This is a genomic window from Pannonibacter sp. SL95, from assembly GCF_026672425.1.
GTDB lineage: Bacteria > Pseudomonadota > Alphaproteobacteria > Rhizobiales > Stappiaceae > Pannonibacter.
This window is the reverse complement of record NZ_JAPPRC010000003.1, coordinates 1,861,225-1,877,683: the sequence shown is the minus strand read 5'-3', so window position 1 is coordinate 1,877,683 and position 16,459 is coordinate 1,861,225. Positions and strand designations below refer to the sequence as shown.

Annotated in this window: 16 protein-coding genes and 1 pseudogene; 13 read left to right on the top strand and 4 right to left on the bottom strand. The window is 66.8% G+C overall.

Features of this window, described 5'->3' with window-relative positions:
• The first annotated feature begins 21 nt into the window (after positions 1 to 21).
• Genes phnH through OVA12_RS09490 form a run of 6 tightly spaced genes read left to right on the top strand, consistent with a single transcriptional unit; the run spans position 22 to position 5,391 of the window.
• A complete protein-coding gene (gene phnH / locus OVA12_RS09515) occupies positions 22 to 606 on the top strand; it encodes a phosphonate C-P lyase system protein PhnH (RefSeq protein ID WP_268136631.1) in 585 nt (194 codons plus the stop codon).
• Positions 606 to 1,712, top strand: a complete 1,107-nt coding sequence (locus tag OVA12_RS09510) for a carbon-phosphorus lyase complex subunit PhnI (RefSeq protein ID WP_268136629.1) — start codon at positions 606 to 608, stop codon at positions 1,710 to 1,712. The genes phnH and OVA12_RS09510 overlap by 1 nt, the downstream gene beginning before the upstream one ends.
• Positions 1,709 to 2,626, top strand: coding sequence for an alpha-D-ribose 1-methylphosphonate 5-phosphate C-P-lyase PhnJ (locus OVA12_RS09505; protein ID WP_268136627.1), 918 nt, complete (start codon positions 1,709 to 1,711; stop codon positions 2,624 to 2,626). The genes OVA12_RS09510 and OVA12_RS09505 overlap by 4 nt, the downstream gene beginning before the upstream one ends.
• Positions 2,623 to 3,450: an ATP-binding cassette domain-containing protein gene (locus OVA12_RS09500; protein ID WP_268136625.1), complete on the top strand. Its 828-nt coding sequence runs from the start codon at positions 2,623 to 2,625 to the stop codon at positions 3,448 to 3,450. The genes OVA12_RS09505 and OVA12_RS09500 overlap by 4 nt, the downstream gene beginning before the upstream one ends.
• Positions 3,451 to 3,470: 20 nt before the next feature.
• On the top strand, positions 3,471 to 4,232 hold the full coding sequence (locus OVA12_RS09495; protein ID WP_268136623.1) for a phosphonate C-P lyase system protein PhnL: 762 nt from the start codon (positions 3,471 to 3,473) through the stop codon (positions 4,230 to 4,232).
• Positions 4,219 to 5,391, top strand: a complete 1,173-nt coding sequence (locus OVA12_RS09490) for an alpha-D-ribose 1-methylphosphonate 5-triphosphate diphosphatase (RefSeq protein ID WP_268136621.1) — start codon at positions 4,219 to 4,221, stop codon at positions 5,389 to 5,391. The genes OVA12_RS09495 and OVA12_RS09490 overlap by 14 nt, the downstream gene beginning before the upstream one ends.
• 352 nt (positions 5,392 to 5,743) lie before the next feature.
• Here the strand turns inward: OVA12_RS09490 and OVA12_RS09485 are convergent, their stop codons facing one another.
• Positions 5,744 to 6,553: a class I SAM-dependent methyltransferase gene (locus tag OVA12_RS09485; RefSeq protein ID WP_268136619.1), complete on the bottom strand. Its 810-nt coding sequence runs from the start codon at positions 6,551 to 6,553 to the stop codon at positions 5,744 to 5,746.
• Positions 6,554 to 6,902: 349 nt separating this feature from the next.
• On the opposite strand from OVA12_RS09485, the gene phnC reads away from it, so the two are divergent.
• The 6 genes from phnC to OVA12_RS09455 all read left to right on the top strand — a co-directional run bounded on the left by phnC (position 6,903) and on the right by OVA12_RS09455 (position 12,508).
• On the top strand, positions 6,903 to 7,709 hold the full coding sequence (gene phnC, locus OVA12_RS09480) for a phosphonate ABC transporter ATP-binding protein (protein ID WP_268136617.1): 807 nt from the start codon (positions 6,903 to 6,905) through the stop codon (positions 7,707 to 7,709).
• A gap of 34 nt (positions 7,710 to 7,743) precedes the next feature.
• Positions 7,744 to 8,652: a phosphonate ABC transporter substrate-binding protein gene (gene phnD, locus OVA12_RS09475; RefSeq protein ID WP_268136615.1), complete on the top strand. Its 909-nt coding sequence runs from the start codon at positions 7,744 to 7,746 to the stop codon at positions 8,650 to 8,652.
• A 308-nt stretch (positions 8,653 to 8,960) separates the two neighbouring features.
• Positions 8,961 to 9,872, top strand: coding sequence for a phosphonate ABC transporter, permease protein PhnE (phnE, locus tag OVA12_RS09470; RefSeq protein ID WP_268136613.1), 912 nt, complete (start codon positions 8,961 to 8,963; stop codon positions 9,870 to 9,872).
• A complete protein-coding gene (phnE, locus tag OVA12_RS09465; protein ID WP_268136610.1) occupies positions 9,872 to 10,747 on the top strand; it encodes a phosphonate ABC transporter, permease protein PhnE in 876 nt (291 codons plus the stop codon). Before phnE (OVA12_RS09470) ends, phnE (OVA12_RS09465) begins: the two co-directional genes overlap by 1 nt.
• Entirely contained in the window at positions 10,747 to 11,358 is a 612-nt protein-coding gene (locus OVA12_RS09460) for a DapH/DapD/GlmU-related protein (protein ID WP_268136608.1), read from the top strand. The genes phnE (OVA12_RS09465) and OVA12_RS09460 overlap by 1 nt, the downstream gene beginning before the upstream one ends.
• Positions 11,351 to 12,508, top strand: coding sequence for an AbrB family transcriptional regulator (locus OVA12_RS09455; RefSeq protein ID WP_268136606.1), 1,158 nt, complete (start codon positions 11,351 to 11,353; stop codon positions 12,506 to 12,508). The genes OVA12_RS09460 and OVA12_RS09455 overlap by 8 nt, the downstream gene beginning before the upstream one ends.
• Positions 12,509 to 12,602: 94 nt before the next feature.
• Here OVA12_RS09455 and OVA12_RS09450 read toward each other — a convergent pair whose 3' ends face one another.
• Both OVA12_RS09450 and OVA12_RS09445 read right to left on the bottom strand, forming a co-directional pair.
• Positions 12,603 to 13,358, bottom strand: coding sequence for a copper homeostasis protein CutC (locus tag OVA12_RS09450; RefSeq protein ID WP_268136604.1), 756 nt, complete (start codon positions 13,356 to 13,358; stop codon positions 12,603 to 12,605).
• A pseudogene (locus OVA12_RS09445) lies at positions 13,351 to 14,299 on the bottom strand (ROK family protein). Before OVA12_RS09445 ends, OVA12_RS09450 begins: the two are co-directional and overlap by 8 nt.
• Positions 14,300 to 14,373: 74 nt before the next feature.
• Between OVA12_RS09445 and OVA12_RS09440 the strand changes: the two are divergent.
• Positions 14,374 to 15,411 (top strand): LacI family DNA-binding transcriptional regulator, encoded by a 1,038-nt coding sequence (locus tag OVA12_RS09440; RefSeq protein WP_268136602.1) that lies wholly within the window; start codon positions 14,374 to 14,376, stop codon positions 15,409 to 15,411.
• Positions 15,412 to 15,641: 230 nt separating this feature from the next.
• Here the strand turns inward: OVA12_RS09440 and OVA12_RS09435 are convergent, their stop codons facing one another.
• Positions 15,642 to 16,436: a transporter substrate-binding domain-containing protein gene (locus OVA12_RS09435; RefSeq protein WP_268136600.1), complete on the bottom strand. Its 795-nt coding sequence runs from the start codon at positions 16,434 to 16,436 to the stop codon at positions 15,642 to 15,644.
• Positions 16,437 to 16,459: the final 23 nt, after the last annotated feature.

The window sequence follows — 16,459 nt, the reverse complement described above, 5'->3', positions numbered from 1 at the left end:
CCTCGTCACGGAGACCCGCTCATGGGTGCCCTGCCCCCCAGTTCCCACGCCCTGATCACCGCGCCCTTGCGCGGCGCGGACGAAATCCGCGACAACACCGCCTTCGAGGCGATCCTCTGGGCGCTGAGCCGTCCCGGCGAGATCCGCCATCTGCCCGAACCCGGTCCGCGCACCATTCTGCTCGCCCTCGTCGACCGCGAGTGCCGCGTCCATGCGGATGACGCGGTCATCGGTGAGCTGGCCGCCTGGACCGGCGCGACCCTGACGCCGCTGGCGGACGCCGACCACGTCTTCCTGTCGCTGGAGACGGGTGCCGACATCGTGCGCCTCGCCGCCCTGAAGGTCGGCTCCGCGCTCTATCCCGATGACGCGGCCACCGTCGTCGTCGAGGCCCGGCTTGGCCGTGCCGAGGGCGACGGCCAGCGCCTCAGCCTGTCGGGTCCGGGCATCGAGACCACCCGCGAGATCGCCGTCGCCGGCCTGCCGGCGGGTTTCTTCGCCCTGCGCGACCGGCTCTGCCGCTACCCGCTCGGCTTTGACCTCTTCATCGTCGATGGCAGCGATGTCATCGGCCTGCCCCGCTCGACCCGGATCGAGGTGCTCTGATGGCCTATGTCGCAACCCGTGGCGGGGAAAAAGCCATTGACCAGTCCGAGCGCCTCTACCGCGCCGACATGGGCACCATCGACGCCGGGCGAGTTGCGGAAATCCGCAGCGCCCTGCCCTGGCTGATCGACCGGGTGATGGGCGAGGCCTCGCTCTACGAGGCCGATCTCGCGGCACTGGCGCTGGCCCAGTCCGGCGGCGACCTCTACGAGGCGGTGCTGCTGCTGCGCGCCTGGCGCACCACCCAGCCGCGCCTCACCATCGCGGAGCCGGTGACGCAGGACAAGCTCTTCACCCACCGCCGCATCTCCGCCGCCTTCAAGGACATCCCCGGTGGCCAGATCCTCGGGCCTACGCTCGACTATTCGCACCGGTTGCTCGCCACCGGCGTGCTCGAGGGCCGACCCTTCGTGCCCGCTCCGGTCGAACCGGCCAGCACGCCCGCCCCGGCTGAGCAGCCCTCGCTGGCCGCCTGGCAGAAGGCGCAAGGCCTCGTCGCCGATCCGGCGCGCGAGGATGTCGCCCTCGACGACATTCCCGACCTGACGCGTGAGCCGCTGCTGTTCCCGGCCAAGCGCGCCCACACGCTGCAGAGCCTCGCCCGCGCCGACACCGGCGGCGTGCTGGCGCTCGGCTATTCCGCCATGCGCGGCTATGGCAACGCCCATCCGACTGTCAACGAGCTGCGCCTGGCTGAGGCCGAAGTGGTCGTCCGCCATCCGCGCGGCACCATGTTCAGCGCCGGCCGGGTCAAGGTCTCGCAGGCGGAAGTGACCTCCAAGGGCCGCTCCGGCCAGCTCGATCTCGGCTTCTGCGCCACCTTCGGCTGGAACGAGATCAAGGTCATCGCCGGCGCTACGCTCGATCTCAACGCGCCAGATGCGCCGCAGAACTCGCCGGTCAACGAGGAGTTCTTCCTCTACCACACCGAGCCGGTCGAGGCCTCGGGCTTCTGCATCCACTTCAAGCTCCCCCACTATGTCACCTTCCAGTCGGCGCTGGATGCCCTGCGCGACGCCAAGGCGAAGGCCGCAGCCCCGGACGCGGCGTCCACCGCGCCCGCCCCTGCCCGCCAGCCGGCCGTGACCGAAGAGGTTCCCGCATGACCAGCCTTGCCAGCCTGACAAAGCCCTGGGAGGCCTTCTCCTACGGGTTCCTCGATGCCTCGGCCAAGCGCGAGCTGCGCCGCAAGATGCTGAAGGCGGTCGCCGTGCCCGGCTGCCAGATGCCCTACGCCAGCCGCGAGGTACCGATTGCCCGCGGCTGGGGCACCGGCGGCCTGCAGGTGACCCTGACGCTGCTGAAGCCCACCTCCGTGGTCAAGGTCATCGACCAGGGCGCCGACGACAGCGTCAACGCCGCCTCGATCCGCAAGTTCCTCTCCCGCGTCTCCGGCGCCGGCGAGACCTGGGACACGGGCGAGGCGACCATCCTGCAGTCGCGCCACCGGGTGCCGGAGGAAGTGCTGCGCGAGGATCAGATCCTCGTGCTGCAGGTGCCCAACCCGGAACCCTTGCGTCCTGTCGAGCCCAACATGTCGGTCGCCCGCCAGATGCACGCCGATGCCGACTACGGCCGGCTCTGGCTGACGCTCTACGAGCAGATGGTCCGCTCCGGCCGCATCATGCAGGGCGCGGCCTACCCGAGCCTCGTCAACGGCCGCCATGTGATGACGCCCTCGCCGATCCCGCGCTGGGACGTGCCGAAGCTGCACATGGCAAGGCACCTCACGTTCCTCTCGGCCGGCCGCGAGAAGCGCCTCTATGCCGTGCCGCCCTACACCCGGGTCGAGCCGCTGGTCTTCTCCGACGTGCCCTACAAGGTCGAGGAGCACCACGACCTCACCTGCCACCGCTCCGGCCTCACCGGCTATTTCATGAACGAGATCCCGCAGGACGACGGCTCGTCCAGCTTCGAGGTCTCCGACAGCCACTTCGGCATCAAGGCCATCCGCCGCAGCGAGGGCGAGGCCCTGGCCGCCATCGACACCTGGTACAAGAACGGAGAGCTCCAGCCATGACCGCCCAAAGCCCCGCGCCGCGCGGCGAGGCCGCTCCGCGCCAGCTGCCGCAGCTGATGACGACACCGCCGCTTCTCACCATGCGCGGCATCACCCGCCGCTTCGGCAAGGTCACCGCGCTCGAGGACGTGGATGCCACTGTCTATCCGGGCGAGGTGCTCGGCATCGTCGGCGAGAGCGGCTCCGGCAAGTCGACGCTCTTGCGCATGATGAACCTCGAGGACACGCCCGACACCGGCACCTACGAGCTGGACCTGCCGGGCCTTGGCGGCAACCTGTTCGGCCTCGACCGTTTCGAGCGGCGCATGCTCTGCGCCCGCAACATCGGCATCGTCTACCAGAACCCGCATCTCGGCCTGCTGATGCGCCATTCCTCCTCCGGCAACGTGGCCGAACGCCTGCTCATCGCCGGCGAGCGCAGCTTCAAGGTGCTGCGCGACAAGGCCCGCGAGGCGCTGGACGCGTCCGAGTTCCCGCTGGAGCGCATGGATGCACGGCCGATCGAACTGTCGGGCGGCATGCAGCAGCGCGTCCAGCTCGCCAAGGCCATCGCGCTGGAGCCGGCGCTCCTGCTGCTCGACGAGCCGACCACCGGGCTTGACGTCTCCGTCCAGGCCCTCGTCCTCGACACGCTGAAGCGGCTGCAGCGCGACCGCTCCATCACCATGGTCATCGTCTCGCACGATCTCGGCGTCATTCACACCATGGCCGACCGGGTCATGGTCATGCGCCGCGGCCGGGTGGTCGAGCAGGGACTGGTCGACCAGGTCTTCCAGGACCCGCAGCACGAATACACCCAGCAGCTTGTCCACGCGAAACTTTGACAGCTAAGGATCACGCTCGCATGACCCCGGTTCTCGACGTGGAAGGCCTGTCGAAGCGCTTCCACATGTATCACCTCGACCAGGACCTGCACGCCTTCAGCGGCATTTCCTTCCGTCTTCACGCCGGCGAATTCCTGCTGCTGCGCGGCGAGAACGGCGTCGGCAAGTCCACCCTCCTGCGCACCCTCTACCGCAGTTACCTGCCCCAGGACGGTCACGTCTGGTACCAGGCCGCAGAGGGCCGCATTGACCTGGCCACCGCTGCCGACGTGGACATCACCTTGCTGCGCCGCCGCGAAATCGGCTTCGTCACCCAGTTCCTCGTTGCCCGTCCGCGTGTTGCGGCCGACGAGATCGTGGCCGAACCGCTGCGCCGGGCCGGCGTGGCTCAGGCCGAAGCCCTTGACGAAGCCCGCCGCTGGCTCGGCGAGTTCGGCGTCAAGCGCGACCTCTGGCGCGCCTATCCCACCACCTTCTCCGGCGGCGAGCAGCAGAAGGTGAACCTCGCCCGCGCGCTGATCCTGCCGCAGAAGCTCCTGCTGCTCGACGAGCCGACCGCCTCGCTCGACGCCGGTGCCCGTGCGGCGCTCGTCCGCCGCCTCGCCGATCTCAAGTCCGCCGGGGTCGCCATGATCGGCGTCTTCCACCATCCCGGCGACGTGGCCGACCTCATCGACCGGGAAATCCTCCTGACCACCCAGCGCCTGCCGGATGAAGCTGGCGCTGAAACCCAAGCCGCCCCCAAAGCCGCACCTGGAGACCTTGAGCATGTGGCTGTCTGATTTTCGCATCGTCACCCCGACCGAGGTGATCGAGCACGGTTCGCTGCGCATCGAGGACGGGCACATCGCCGAGCTGCGCGAGGGCCCCGTCGCCGGTGCCAGCCTTCAGGGCAACGGCCTCCTGCTCCTGCCGGGCTTCGTCGACATGCACGGCGACATGGTCGAGCGCGAGGTCGAGCCGCGGCCCAACGTACCGATGCCGCTGGAACTGGGCCTGCGCGACCTCGACCGGCGCCTGGCCGGCGCCGGCTTCACGACGGCCTATGCCGCCGTGTCCTTTAGCCCCATGTCGACCTATGGCCACCTGCGCAGCTACGAGCATACCAGCGCGATCATCCGCAAGCTCAAGGCCATGCGCGGCAGCCTCAACGTCGACCACCGCGTCCACGCCCGCTTCGAGATCACCTTCCCCAAGGCGCTGGACGTCATCGGCGAGCTGATTTCGGAAGGCACAGTCGACCTCATCTCCCTGACCGACCACACCCCCGGTCAGGGCCAGTACCGCGACATCGAGCGCCACGTGCAGAAGATGGCCCGCGAGAAGGGCATGAGCCGCGAGGAGGCCGCCGAGGCGGTCGCCCGCCGCATCGAGGAACGCACCCAGCCGGCCGACGTGCTGGCCGCCACCCTCTCGGCCATTTCCGACCTGTGCCGCAGCCATGGCGTGGCGCTGGCCAGCCATGACGACGACACGCTGGCCAAGGTCGCACTGATGCAGGGCCTCGGCGTCGTCATCAGCGAGTTCCCGGTGACGATCGAGGCCGCCCAGGAGGCCCGCCGCCTCGGGCTCGCCACCGCCATGGGCGCCCCCAACGCCCTGCGCGGCCAGTCCTACTCCGGCAACCTGTCGGCCCGGGAGGCCCATGCGGCCGGTGTACTCGACATGCTGGCCTCGGACTACCATCCCTCCGCCATGCTGCCGGCGCTTCTGGAACTGGCGAAGACCGATCCCGCCGGCCTGCCCGGCGCGGTGCGCCTCGCCACCCGCAACCCGGCAGATTCCCTGGGTCTGACCGACCGCGGCAGCCTCGAGACCGGCCGCCTTGCCGATCTTGTCATTGCGGATGAAACGGGTATCGGCCATGTCTGTGCCACCCTGCGTCAGGGCCGGTTCATCTACTCCGACGGCTCCCTCGGCAGCACCCTGCGCGCCGCCTGACCAGCCGCGGCTTGATCTGCCAACGCAAATGCTCACCCAGCCCCCTTCTGGGCTGGGCAATCGCTGGTTAGGCCAGACGGTTTCACCCTGCCGGAGCCTCTCGGCTCCCCTCCCCCTCGTGGGGAGGGGTTTGGGGGTGGGGGAGCGGACTTAAATCCAGGGTAAATACGTTGCTGATTGGGCTTACTTCGGACGCTTTGCGACCCAACGTCTGCCCGTGCCCCCCCACCCCTTACCCCTCCCCACGAGGGGGAGGGGAGCTGAGAGGCCTCGAAAACCGTCTGGCCGCACATGCGACAGCCCCCGGTAAGGGCAGCGAGTAGCCCCTCCCCGCACCCGACCAGCCTCCCGCTCAGCCGCCCTTGGCCGACCGAGCCCGGCGCTGGGTCCAGCGCACCAGTGTGTCGAACTGCACCTCCATCCGCGTCTCGCCGGAGAGCCCGTGCCGGGCGCAGATTTCCAGATAATCCGCCATCACCCGCGACAGCCCGAGACGCCGCACCACAGCCCAGACGGTCGCCCGCGTCAGGTAGAAGTCGATCAGCTCGCGCGCGGTGAAGGCACGCGACCAGGGCCAGCGCCGGCTGTGCGCCGTCAGGAAGCCGTCGAGGCCGGAGAGTTCCGTGTGGCTCGGCTCCTTGCGCAGCTCGCGGGCTTCCAGCTCCACCCGGCTCGGATAATGCTCGCTGACATAGGCCTCGAAGTCGTCGAAGATCTGCGCCGGCCGCCGCCGGTTGCGCACCAGTGCCAGCACGCCGCCCGGCGCCAGGATCCGCGCCGCCTCGGCATAGAATTTCGGCCGGTCGAACCAGTGCACTGCCGAACAGGCGACCACCAGCGAGGCAAAGCCCGATGGCAGCGCCAGCTGCTCGGCCGGCGCTGCGATGATCTGCACCTGCGGCGTTGTGCGGAACCGGCGCATCAGCACCCGGCGCATGTCCTCGCCCGGTTCGCTGGCGATCACGCTCCAGCCCTCGCCGAGACCGGTCAGCAGGTTCTCTGTCGAGTTGCCCGGTCCTGCCCCCACGTCGACGGCCACCCGAAGACCCTGCCGCGTCGGACAGGTCTGGCCCAGATGCGCAAACACATCGCAAGGATAGCCGGGACGGTTGGCCTCATAGAATTCGGCCAGTCCCTCGAATTGGTCGGCAGTCTCGATCATTGCCTTTTCCTGACGGCATGGCAGGCATGGGGCGGGCGCGTCGGAGTACGGGGCAGCCAGCGCAAAATTGGTTCGAATGACTTTGCGCGAAGCACATGACAGTTCCGCGACCCATCGATGAACTTTCCATGGCATCGGCTGCTTTCCACCGATGTGTTCAAAGTTCTAACCCATTGTTTTTTATGAGTTGAGACCACTGGACGGTCAGCATCCCAGGGGTTCTCCCACGATCCGGAGGACCTTTCCGGCCCGCGGGGCAAAAAGGCGTCACCGCTGCGTCACAAAATCCGGATCGAAAATTCATTCGGATGACGCGGCGCTGTAACAGAGCCCGGGCACTGTTCCCGTCATGGAACAGAACATTCTTTCCCTCTCTGGCCTCGGCCGCTCCTTCGGCGCCACCCGCGCCGTCGACAACGTCACGCTCACCATCGCCCCGGGCCAGTTCGTCGGGGTGATCGGACGCTCAGGTGCAGGCAAGTCCACGCTGCTGCGCCTCATCAACCGGCTGATTGACCCGACCGAGGGGAGCATTCATTTCGGCGGTCTCAACGTCGGTGCGCTGAAGGGCAAGGCCCTGCGCGACTGGCGGCGCGACTGCGCCATGATCTTCCAGCAGTTCAATCTGGTCGAACGCCTCGACGTTCTGACCAATGTGCTGGTCGGCCGCCTTTCGGCCCATGGTTTTCTCAGTTCCATGGCGATGCAGTTCTCCGACGAGGAACGCACCCTCGCCATTCACGCGCTGGACCGCCTCGATCTCGCTCCGCAGGCACTGCAGCGCGCCGGCACCTTGTCAGGCGGCCAGCAGCAGCGCGTCGCCATTGCCCGTGCCCTGGTCCAGAACCCGCGCATCCTGCTCGCCGACGAGCCGATCGCCAGCCTCGATCCGGGCAATGCCACCCGCGTGATGGACGCCCTGCGCACCATCAACCGTGAGGATGGCATCACCATCCTGGTCAACCTGCACACCCTCGACACCGCCCGCAACTACTGCGACCGCATCATCGCCATGCGCGCCGGCCGGGTGATGTTCGACGGCGCGCCGCGCCTGCTCACCGGTGACGTGATGCGCAGCATCTACGGCAGTGAAGAGCTGGAAGACTTCTCCGAATCCGTGACATCGACGAGCCTGAAGCTCGCGGTGCCGGCCTGATCTCACCTTCTCTGACCTCTCAAGGGAGACTGACATGCGTATCATTGCAGCCGCCACCATGCTTGCCCTCGGCCTCGGCGCCACCGCCGCCCATGCCGAGGACTGGAAGAAGGACTACAAGGTCGTCAAGTTCGGCATCCTGTCCGGCGAAAACGAAAGCGACCGCATCGCCCGCTACACCCCCTTCAAGGACTACCTGAAGAAGACGGTCGGCGTGGACGTGGAGATCTTCACCGCCGGCAACTACGACGGCGTCATCCAGGCTCTGGCCGCAAACCAGATCGAATTCGCCTTCCTCGGCTCCTCCGCCTATGCGGCCGCCTACACCGAGTCCGAAGGCGGCATGGTGCCGCTGCTCACCCAGCAGCAGGAAGACGGCTCCACCGGCTATTTCTCGGTTGTCGTCGTGCGCTGCGACAGCCCCTACAAGAAGGTCGAGGACCTGAAGGGCAAGACGCTCGCCTTCGCCGATCCGGACAGCACCTCCGGCTACAACGTTCCCTACTTCAACCTCGACAAGCAGGGCTTCAAGCCGACCGAATTCTTCGGCGCGATCCCCTTCTCGGGCAGCCATGAAGCCGGTGTCGCCGGTGTCGCCAACGGCCAGTTCGACGCCGCCGCCACCTACATCAACAACGAGATCAACGGCATTCCGCAGCGCATGGAAGCCAAGGGCATGATCAAGAAGGGCGAGATCTGCTGGATCTGGCAGTCCCCGGAAATCACCTCCGGCCCCTTCACCGCCCGCGCCAACCTGCCGGAAGGCTTGATCACCGCCATGAAGGACGCCGTCAAGAACGTCCCGACCGCCGACCCGGTCGCCTTCAAGGAAATGTCGGGCGCCGAAAAGTCGACCGCCAAGGGCTATGTCGAGGTGAACCACGACCGCTACCAGTGGATCATCGACATGCGCGACTGGTTCAAGAAGCAGCGCCGCGGCTGATCGCACTATGCCCCGAGCCCGGCTCTGCCGGGCTCAAGTCGACAAGATTGGGGCCGGCTATGCCGGGCTCAGGTTGATGACACCCCCTCCTCCGTCATCCCGGACGTAGCGAAGCGGAGATCCGGGACCGGAGAGGCAAGGTCTATCCGGGGCAACTCCGTGAAATATGGAAGGCCCCGGCTCTCCGGTCCCGGCTCGGCGCTGCGCTTGGCCGGGATGACTGCGGTGCGGTCGAGGCTTGTCTTCACCCTGTGCCCGGCTCTGCCGCGCCTTAGCCTGTCAGGCAACAGCCAGCAACGGAAACATCCATGACTTTGGTACCCCCGTCGGTGCTCGCCTTCGAGCGGGACTATGCCGCACAGCGCAACCGGTCGCGGTTGACCTTCCTCGGCGTGACGCTGATCTTCCTGGTGCTGTTCCTAGTCACCGCCAATTTCTCTGATTTCTTCAAGGTGAGCCAGATCACCCTGTCCGACGGCAGCCGCGCCGAGCGCTGGGTGCTGCTCGCGGGCCTGCCGCGCCTGGGTGAATATCTCTGGAAGACCATCCCGGCCCTGTCACTCGACAGCCTTGGCGCGGATCTCGCAAGCTGGTTCTGGCGCTGGAAAGTGTGGCTCTGGCTGCTGCTGGAGACCATCCTGATCGCCTTCATGGCCACCGTGCTCGGCCTCGTTGGCGGCTTCCTGCTGTCCTTCCTGGCCGCCCGCAACCTGACGCCCGGACCGGTCACGCTGTGGATCTCGCGCCGCGCGCTGGAGATTGCCCGCACGGTTCCGGAACTGGTCTTCGCGCTGATCTTCGTCTTCTGCTTTGGTGCAGGTCCGCTCGCCGGCGTCCTCGCCATCGCGCTGCACACGGTCGGCTCCCTCGGCAAGCTCTATTCCGAGGTGAACGAAAATGCCGACATGCGCCCGCTGGAGGGCGTCAAAGCCTCGGGCGGCAGCTGGTTCGACCAGATCCGCTACGGCATCGTGCCGCAGATCATGCCCAACATCATCAGCTACACGTTGCTGCGTTTCGAGATCAACGTCCGCTCGTCCTCGATCATCGGCTATGTCGGTGCCGGCGGTCTCGGCCAGGAGTTCCGCACCGCGCTTTCCTACCAGGAATACACCGATCTCTCCGCCCTGTTCCTGATCATCCTCGTCACGGTCACCGTGATCGACTGGGTGTCGGAGAAGATCCGCCATCATATCATTGGCCTTGAAAGGACTGCGTGATGCCCTCGGTCAAAGCTCAGCCCGTCTCCCCCGCCGACATCGCCGCGGCCAAGGCGCGTCTGCCGCATGCCTTCCGCGCACCGCTGTCCCAGCGCCTGGCAAGGCTGGCCTTCTGGGCCGCCTTCACCGCCCTGTTCGCCTGGTGCCTCTATGACTTCAACGCCGCTCCCGAGCGGCTCTGGAACGGCATCCTGCGCCTCGGCAAGGTGCTGTCCTTCATGTTCCCGCCGCACATCTGGACCTCCTGGAAGGAAATCTCCGAGATCCTCACCGGCCTCGCCCAGACCCTGTCGATGGCCTTCCTCGGATCGCTGCTCGGCGCGCTCATCGCCTTTCCGCTGTCCTTCCTCGGCGCCAAGAACATCAACCGCATCCCGTTCCTGCGCTTCGGTGTGCGGCGTGGCTTCGACATCATCCGGGCCTTCGAGACGCTGATCCTCGCCCTGATCTTCATCCGCGCCTTCGGCCTCGGTCCGCTCGCCGGCGTGCTGGCGATCGCGGTCGGCGAGATCGGCGTCCTCGCCAAGCTCTATGCCGAGGCGATCGAGAACACCTCGAAGAAGCCGGTGGAAGGGGTGATCGCCTCGGGCGGCTCGCCGCTGCAGTCGATCCGCTTCGGCATCCTGCCGCAGGTGTTGCCGGTGCTGCTGTCGATCACGCTGTACAACTTCGAATCCAACGTGCGATCGGGTACGATCCTCGGCATCGTCGGTGCCGGCGGCATCGGCTTCCTGCTCTCCGACCGCATCGGCGCCTACCGCTGGGACGAGGCCTGGTCGATCATCTTCCTGATCATCGCCATGGTCTATGTCATCGACGCCTTGTCCGCCTACATCCGCACCCGTTTCATCGGCAAATACGACGGTACACGATAATGAAAATGCTCTCCGAAGCCCCCAGCATCCACGAGACCGCCACTGTCGTCGATTGTGAAATCGGCAAGTGGACCGAGATCATGGCGCATGTCTCGCTGCGCGAATCCAGCGTGGGTGACTATTCCTACATCGTGAAGGGCGGCAACATCGTCTGGTCCACCATCGGCAAGTTCTGCTCCATTGCCGAAGGCGTACGCATCAATCCGGGCAACCACGCCACCTGGCGCGCCAGCCAGCATCATTTCACCTACCGCGCCGCCCAGTATGGCCTTGGCGAGGATGACGCCGAATTCTTCCAGTGGCGCAAGGATCACTGGGTCACCATCGGCCATGATGTCTGGATCGGCCACGGTGTCACCATCCTCGCCGGTGTGACGGTGGGCAACGGGGCGGTCATCGGTGCCGGCGCGGTTGTGTCGAAGGATGTCGAGCCCTATACCATCGTTGGCGGCGTTCCGGCCCGTCCGATCAAGCGGCGATTCTCTGAAGCCCAGGCGGACGCCCTTCAGGCCATCGCCTGGTGGGACTGGAGCCACGACGCCCTCAGGGCAGTCCTGCCCGACATCCGCATGCTGTCCATCGACGAATTCATCGAAAAGTACCGTGTCTGAAACTGGCTCCCCTGACGGCTCCCCATCGGCGGAGCCCCTTGAACGAAGCGGCAAGGGCGACACCCTTGCCCTTCTCGGCCGGATCGCGGCCGGCATCGCCATCGGAACCCTCGGCGGTGCCATCTTCTATCTTCTGCACATGCCGCTGCCCTGGACGCTGGGCTCGATGATCTTCACGATGGTCGCAGCCGTCGCAAAGGCACCGATCCGCGCGCCCTTGCGCCTGCGCCCGGCGCTTGTCACCGTCATCGGCGTGATGCTGGGTTCGGGCTTTTCACCCGACCTCATCGGCCACCTCGACGACTGGGCCATTTCCCTCGGCTTCCTCGCGCTCTATCTCGCCATCGCCGGCCTGCTCGCCGTGCCGTTCTACCAGCGCTTTGGCGGCTTTGACCGGGTCACCGCCTTCTGTTCCGGCATGCCGGGCGGCCTGATGGAAATGGTCACGCTTGGCGCGGATCTCGGCGGCGACGAGCGCAAGATCATCCTTGCCCACGCCGCCCGCATCGTCGTCACCATCTGCCTCGTGTCCTTCTGGTTCCGCATCGTCGAGGGCCAGTCGGTCGGCACGATCATGGCGAAGACCAATCCGCTCGCACTGGAGGACATCGCCCTCCTGACGCTCTGCGGCGTCATCGGCGCGGTCGGTGCAACCCGTCTGAAACTGCCAGCTGCCACGCTGATGGGGCCGATGCTGCTCAGCGCCCTGGTCCATATCACCGGGCTCACCGCCAGCGCACCACCTGCTCTGCTGATCATCATCGCGCAAGTGCTGATGGGCACCATCATGGGCTGCCGCTTCCTCGGCGCCGGCAGCCGCGAGGTGGCACAGGCGCTGGCCCTGAGCTTCGGCGCGACCGTGATGACCCTCGGTCTGACCCTGGTCTTTGCCGCCCTCTTCGCCGGCATCATGATGCAGACACCGGCGCAGATCGTGCTCGCCTATGCGCCCGGCGGCCTCACCGAAATGAGCCTCATCGCCCTCGCGATGAAGGCCGAAGTCGCCTATGTGGCCAGCCACCACATCGCCCGTATCGTCCTTTTGATCGCCTTCGCACCGCTGATCCTGACGCTTCTGGAAAAGCGGCGGACCAACCGCACCGCAGGCGCCGATCAGACTGACGCGGCCAAAGGCGCGCCGGGCGAATAATCCCGGCAACCGGCCCCAAGTGACGGTGGAACCCTATCCTTCGTCGCTCCTGCGAAGGCAGGAGCGACGACTGGAACAATCCTGTAATGCCGCCTCAGCGCCCTCGCGCGGCCAGATGCTGCACCAGCCCCCGCACTGTCGCCTCATCAGTGCGCTTGGGCGCATCGGCCAGGAACCCGAGCGCCCGCTCGCCCTCGGTGCCGGTCAGGTCGGGGGCCGAGCAGGAGGAATGCACCTCGCGCACGCCCAGCCGGTCGAGGATCGCATCCACATTGGCCCGCGAGATGCCCGAGCCCGGCAGGATGGAAATGCGGTTGCCGGCATGGGCGACAATCCGCTCCAGAACGGCAAGCCCCGCCTCGGCCGTCCGCGCCGCACCGGACGTCAGGATCCGGTCAAAGCCCAGCTCCACCGCCAGATCGACCGCGCCCTCCGGATCATTCACCGCCGCCAGATCAAAGGCCCGGTGCAGCGTCAGCCCGAGGCCGCGCCCACGGGCATGGTCCGCCAGCTCCGCCAGCACAGGCCGGTCCAGCTGACCGGAGGCATCATTGGCGCCGATGACCACACCCGCAAGGCCGAAGCCCGCCACCGTGTCCATGTCGGACTTCAGCGCCCGCACATCCGCCGGGGTGTAGCGGAACGGCCCGGGATGGACGCGCAGGAGCGGCCACACCGGGATCGGCTGCTCGGCGGCCAGCGCCATCAGCCCCGGGGCCGGCGTCAGTCCGCCGATGGCAAGAGCCGCGCAGAGTTCGGCGCGCCCTGCCCCGCCCCGCACGGCCGCCAGCAAGCCTTCCGGACCGTCGACACAGACTTCAAGCAGCACCTCAGGCAGCACATCAGACATCACGCATCTCCGACAGGTGGGTCAGGCCGAGCATCGCCGCGCCGATCAGGCCGGGCTCGGGGGAAAGTTCGGCCGGCACCAGCAGCGGCGCGTCGCTGCGCCACAGGATGCGGGCCCTCAGGCGCTCGTCCAGCGCGGCAACGAGAGGCCGGCACCCCGAAAGCCCGCCGCCGACCGGCAGCACCGAGGCGCCGACCGTGTTGACCATCATGGCTAGCGGTCCGGACACAAGATCGAGATAGAGGTCAATGGCTTCGCTGGCCTTGGCCTCGCTTAGCCAGCCATCCGGCGGTGATCTCGTGGCTGGCCAGCGCCGCGCCGCCGACAAAGCGGTGGAGGCGTTCCAGCCCGCGCGCACCGCCCACCGTGTCAACGCAGCCGATCTGGCCGCAGCCGCAGTCGAACACCGGCAGACCTGCGGCTTCCAGGCGTCCGCGCAATGCCGGCACGCAGCCAAACACCGGTCCATGCCCCCATTCGCCGCCATAGCCGCCGGGCCCGGAAACGATGCGCCGGTTGATCGCCAGCCCGCCGCCGACGCCGGAGCCGAGGATCACGCCGAACACCACGTCATGGCCCCGCCCGGCCCCCTGGCTTGCTTCCGCCAGGGCAAAGCAATCCGCATCATTGGCGATAAAGACCGGCCGCCCCAGCCGGGCGGAGAGTTCGCCCGAAAGATTGCGCCCATGGATCGCGGGGATGTTGGCGCAGGTCATGATCCCCGTCCGCGCATCAACCACCCCGGCAATCGAGATCGCGACAGCCGCTGCCTCAGTGGCTTGCGACCGCTCCATGTCGGCAATCCCCTGCCCGAGCGTTGCCGCGAACAGGTCAAGGTCTTCAAGCGGCGTCGCCAGCCGCGTCGCAACCGGACGGTCGGAGGGCGCGTGAAAGGGTGCGCCCTTGATGGCACTTGCACCGATATCAAAACAGGCCAGCATGGATTTGCTCATTGTGACAGACATGTTCTTCCGGTTGTGATTGACGCCCCGCCCGGGACCCGTCAAAAAAGCGTATGAGTTCCAAAGACAAGTCCTCGACCAACATCACCATCGCGGATGTCGCCGCGCTTGCCGGGGTGTCGCGTGCCATCGCCTCACGCGCGCTGTCACCGGAAGACCGCCCCGTGTCGGCCGAGAAGAAGGCAAAGGTACTGGCTGCGGCCGAACAGCTCGGTTTCAAGCCGAATCTGATTGCCCGCAGCCTCAAGTCGCGCACGCTTAATCTGGTCGCGGTCATCGTCAATCACATTCACGACTTTTCCGATCTTGTCCTCTTTGATCGCCTCATCGCGGCCATCCAGGACACCGGCAAGCAGGTTGTGTTGCTGCGCGTTGGCTCGCTCGACCGGGTCGAGGAGTTCCTGCGCAATGGCGTTGCCTGGCATGTGGACGCCGCGCTGGTCTTCTCCGACTTCGCCAATGCCGCAACCGTCCGCACCATGTTCCGCACCAACCGGATCGTGATGCTCAACGGCATGCGCGATGACACGGCCCCCTCGATTGTCGCCGACGAGGCAACGCCGATTGCCGCAGCCGTTGCCCATGCCAGGGCACGTGGCAAGAGCCGGGCCGTGCTCGTCACGGGTCGCCAGACCTCGCCGGTGGAACAGGCGCGCATCGCCGCCTACCGCGCTGCCTTCGCCGCCCAGGGCCTCACCCTGAGTGCCGAACACGCCGGCGATTATTCCTATGAAAGTGGCCGCAGCCTCTCTGCCGCCGTCCTGCGCGATGGACCGGAAGCCGCGATCTTCGCCACCGCCGACGCCATGGCCATGGGTGTCATCGATGCCGGCCGGGCGGAGATCGCCCGCAAGCCGGGTGACTGGGCCTTCTACGGCTTTGATGCGCTGCCGCTCGCCCGCTCGGAAGCCTATCCGATCTCGTCCATCGGCTATGACCTTGATGCCTACATCGCCCGGGTGATCGACCATCTCCGGCAACCCGAGCTGTTCGAGGCGCCGGCAGGTGTCATCACCATCCCCGGCAGCTTCATGCCGCATCCCTCCTGCGGCGGCCCCGCCGCCTTCGAGCGCTGGCCGGCAGAAGGCTGAACGTCCTCTGGCGGACTGGCGGGAGGCAAGCCTCGCTCTCACCTGCGTCATCCCGGCCAAGCGATGCGCCGAGCCGGGACCGGAGAGCCGAGGTCTGAGCTGTTCATTGTACCGAAAGTCGAGGAACAGTGACGCTCCGGTCCCGGATCTCCGCTTCGCTTGGCCGGGATGACGGTATCAGCTGCTTGAAACTGAGGCTGCCGGCACCATCGCACCGGCAGCCTTGCCTGTTACCAGAGCGGCGTCAGGGCCGGCGGGTTGGATTCCTCACCCCACCACTTCTTGTAATTCGCCTCATAGGCACCCGACTGGATGTAGTCGGAGACGAACATGTCCAGCCAGCGGGTGAAATGCGGGTCGCCCTTGGCGACCGCAATGCCGATCGGGTCATTGGAATAGAGCCCCGGCAGCGTCACCAGATTGTCGGAGGTGGTGGCGAGATAGTCGAGCAGCGAGGAGTCCTCGATGGCCGCCTGAACGCGCTTCTGCTGCAGGAGCAGGACGCCGTCCGGCGAGAACGTGTCGGTGTAGACCAGCTCGGCGCCCGGCACTTTGGCCTTCATGAAGGTCTCGCCGGTCGAACCGCGACCGACCACGACCTTCTTGCCGTTGAGGTCATCGAGCGAGGCAATGCCCGCGTCCTTTTGCACGATGACGCGCAGGCCGGCCCGGTTGTAAGGGATCGAGAAGTCGACGGTCTTGGCGCGCTCCAGCGTCGCCGAGGTGTTGGCGACCGCCACGTCAATCTGGCCGGACACCAGCATCGAGATGCGGGCATCGCCCGACACGTCGACGAATTCCACCGGCACACCCAGCTTCTCGGCAAGACGCGTCGCCACGTCCACGTCATAGCCGACGGGATTGTTCTGCGCGTCGCGGAAGCCGATCGGCTCACCGCCCAGCGACACGCCGACGCGCACGACGCCGCGCGAGCGGATCTCGTCGATCTTGCCGGCGCTCGCTGCACCGGTGAACACAAGGGTTGCTGCGAGCGCGGCGCCCGCCAGTTTCATCAGTCTCAACATCAGTCACGACCCTCCAGGTTGTG

What these genes read in the sequence shown, in the direction of transcription:
- phnC (WP_268136617.1), top strand. Translation starts at nt 6,903, where the DNA reads ATGGAACAGAACATTCTTTCCCTCTCTGGCCTCGGCCGCTCCTTCGGC.
- phnE (WP_268136610.1), top strand. Translation starts at nt 9,872, where the DNA reads ATGCCCTCGGTCAAAGCTCAGCCCGTCTCCCCCGCCGACATCGCCGCG.
- phnH (WP_268136631.1), top strand. Translation starts at nt 22, where the DNA reads ATGGGTGCCCTGCCCCCCAGTTCCCACGCCCTGATCACCGCGCCCTTG.
- OVA12_RS09500 (WP_268136625.1), top strand. Translation starts at nt 2,623, where the DNA reads ATGACCGCCCAAAGCCCCGCGCCGCGCGGCGAGGCCGCTCCGCGCCAG.
- OVA12_RS09505 (WP_268136627.1), top strand. Translation starts at nt 1,709, where the DNA reads ATGACCAGCCTTGCCAGCCTGACAAAGCCCTGGGAGGCCTTCTCCTAC.
- OVA12_RS09495 (WP_268136623.1), top strand. Translation starts at nt 3,471, where the DNA reads ATGACCCCGGTTCTCGACGTGGAAGGCCTGTCGAAGCGCTTCCACATG.
- OVA12_RS09510 (WP_268136629.1), top strand. Translation starts at nt 606, where the DNA reads ATGGCCTATGTCGCAACCCGTGGCGGGGAAAAAGCCATTGACCAGTCC.
- OVA12_RS09460 (WP_268136608.1), top strand. Translation starts at nt 10,747, where the DNA reads ATGAAAATGCTCTCCGAAGCCCCCAGCATCCACGAGACCGCCACTGTC.
- OVA12_RS09490 (WP_268136621.1), top strand. Translation starts at nt 4,219, where the DNA reads ATGTGGCTGTCTGATTTTCGCATCGTCACCCCGACCGAGGTGATCGAG.
- OVA12_RS09440 (WP_268136602.1), top strand. Translation starts at nt 14,374, where the DNA reads ATGAGTTCCAAAGACAAGTCCTCGACCAACATCACCATCGCGGATGTC.
- OVA12_RS09435 (WP_268136600.1), bottom strand. Translation starts at nt 16,436, where the DNA reads ATGTTGAGACTGATGAAACTGGCGGGCGCCGCGCTCGCAGCAACCCTT.
- phnE (WP_268136613.1), top strand. Translation starts at nt 8,961, where the DNA reads ATGACTTTGGTACCCCCGTCGGTGCTCGCCTTCGAGCGGGACTATGCC.
- OVA12_RS09450 (WP_268136604.1), bottom strand. Translation starts at nt 13,358, where the DNA reads ATGTCTGATGTGCTGCCTGAGGTGCTGCTTGAAGTCTGTGTCGACGGT.
- phnD (WP_268136615.1), top strand. Translation starts at nt 7,744, where the DNA reads ATGCGTATCATTGCAGCCGCCACCATGCTTGCCCTCGGCCTCGGCGCC.
- OVA12_RS09485 (WP_268136619.1), bottom strand. Translation starts at nt 6,553, where the DNA reads ATGATCGAGACTGCCGACCAATTCGAGGGACTGGCCGAATTCTATGAG.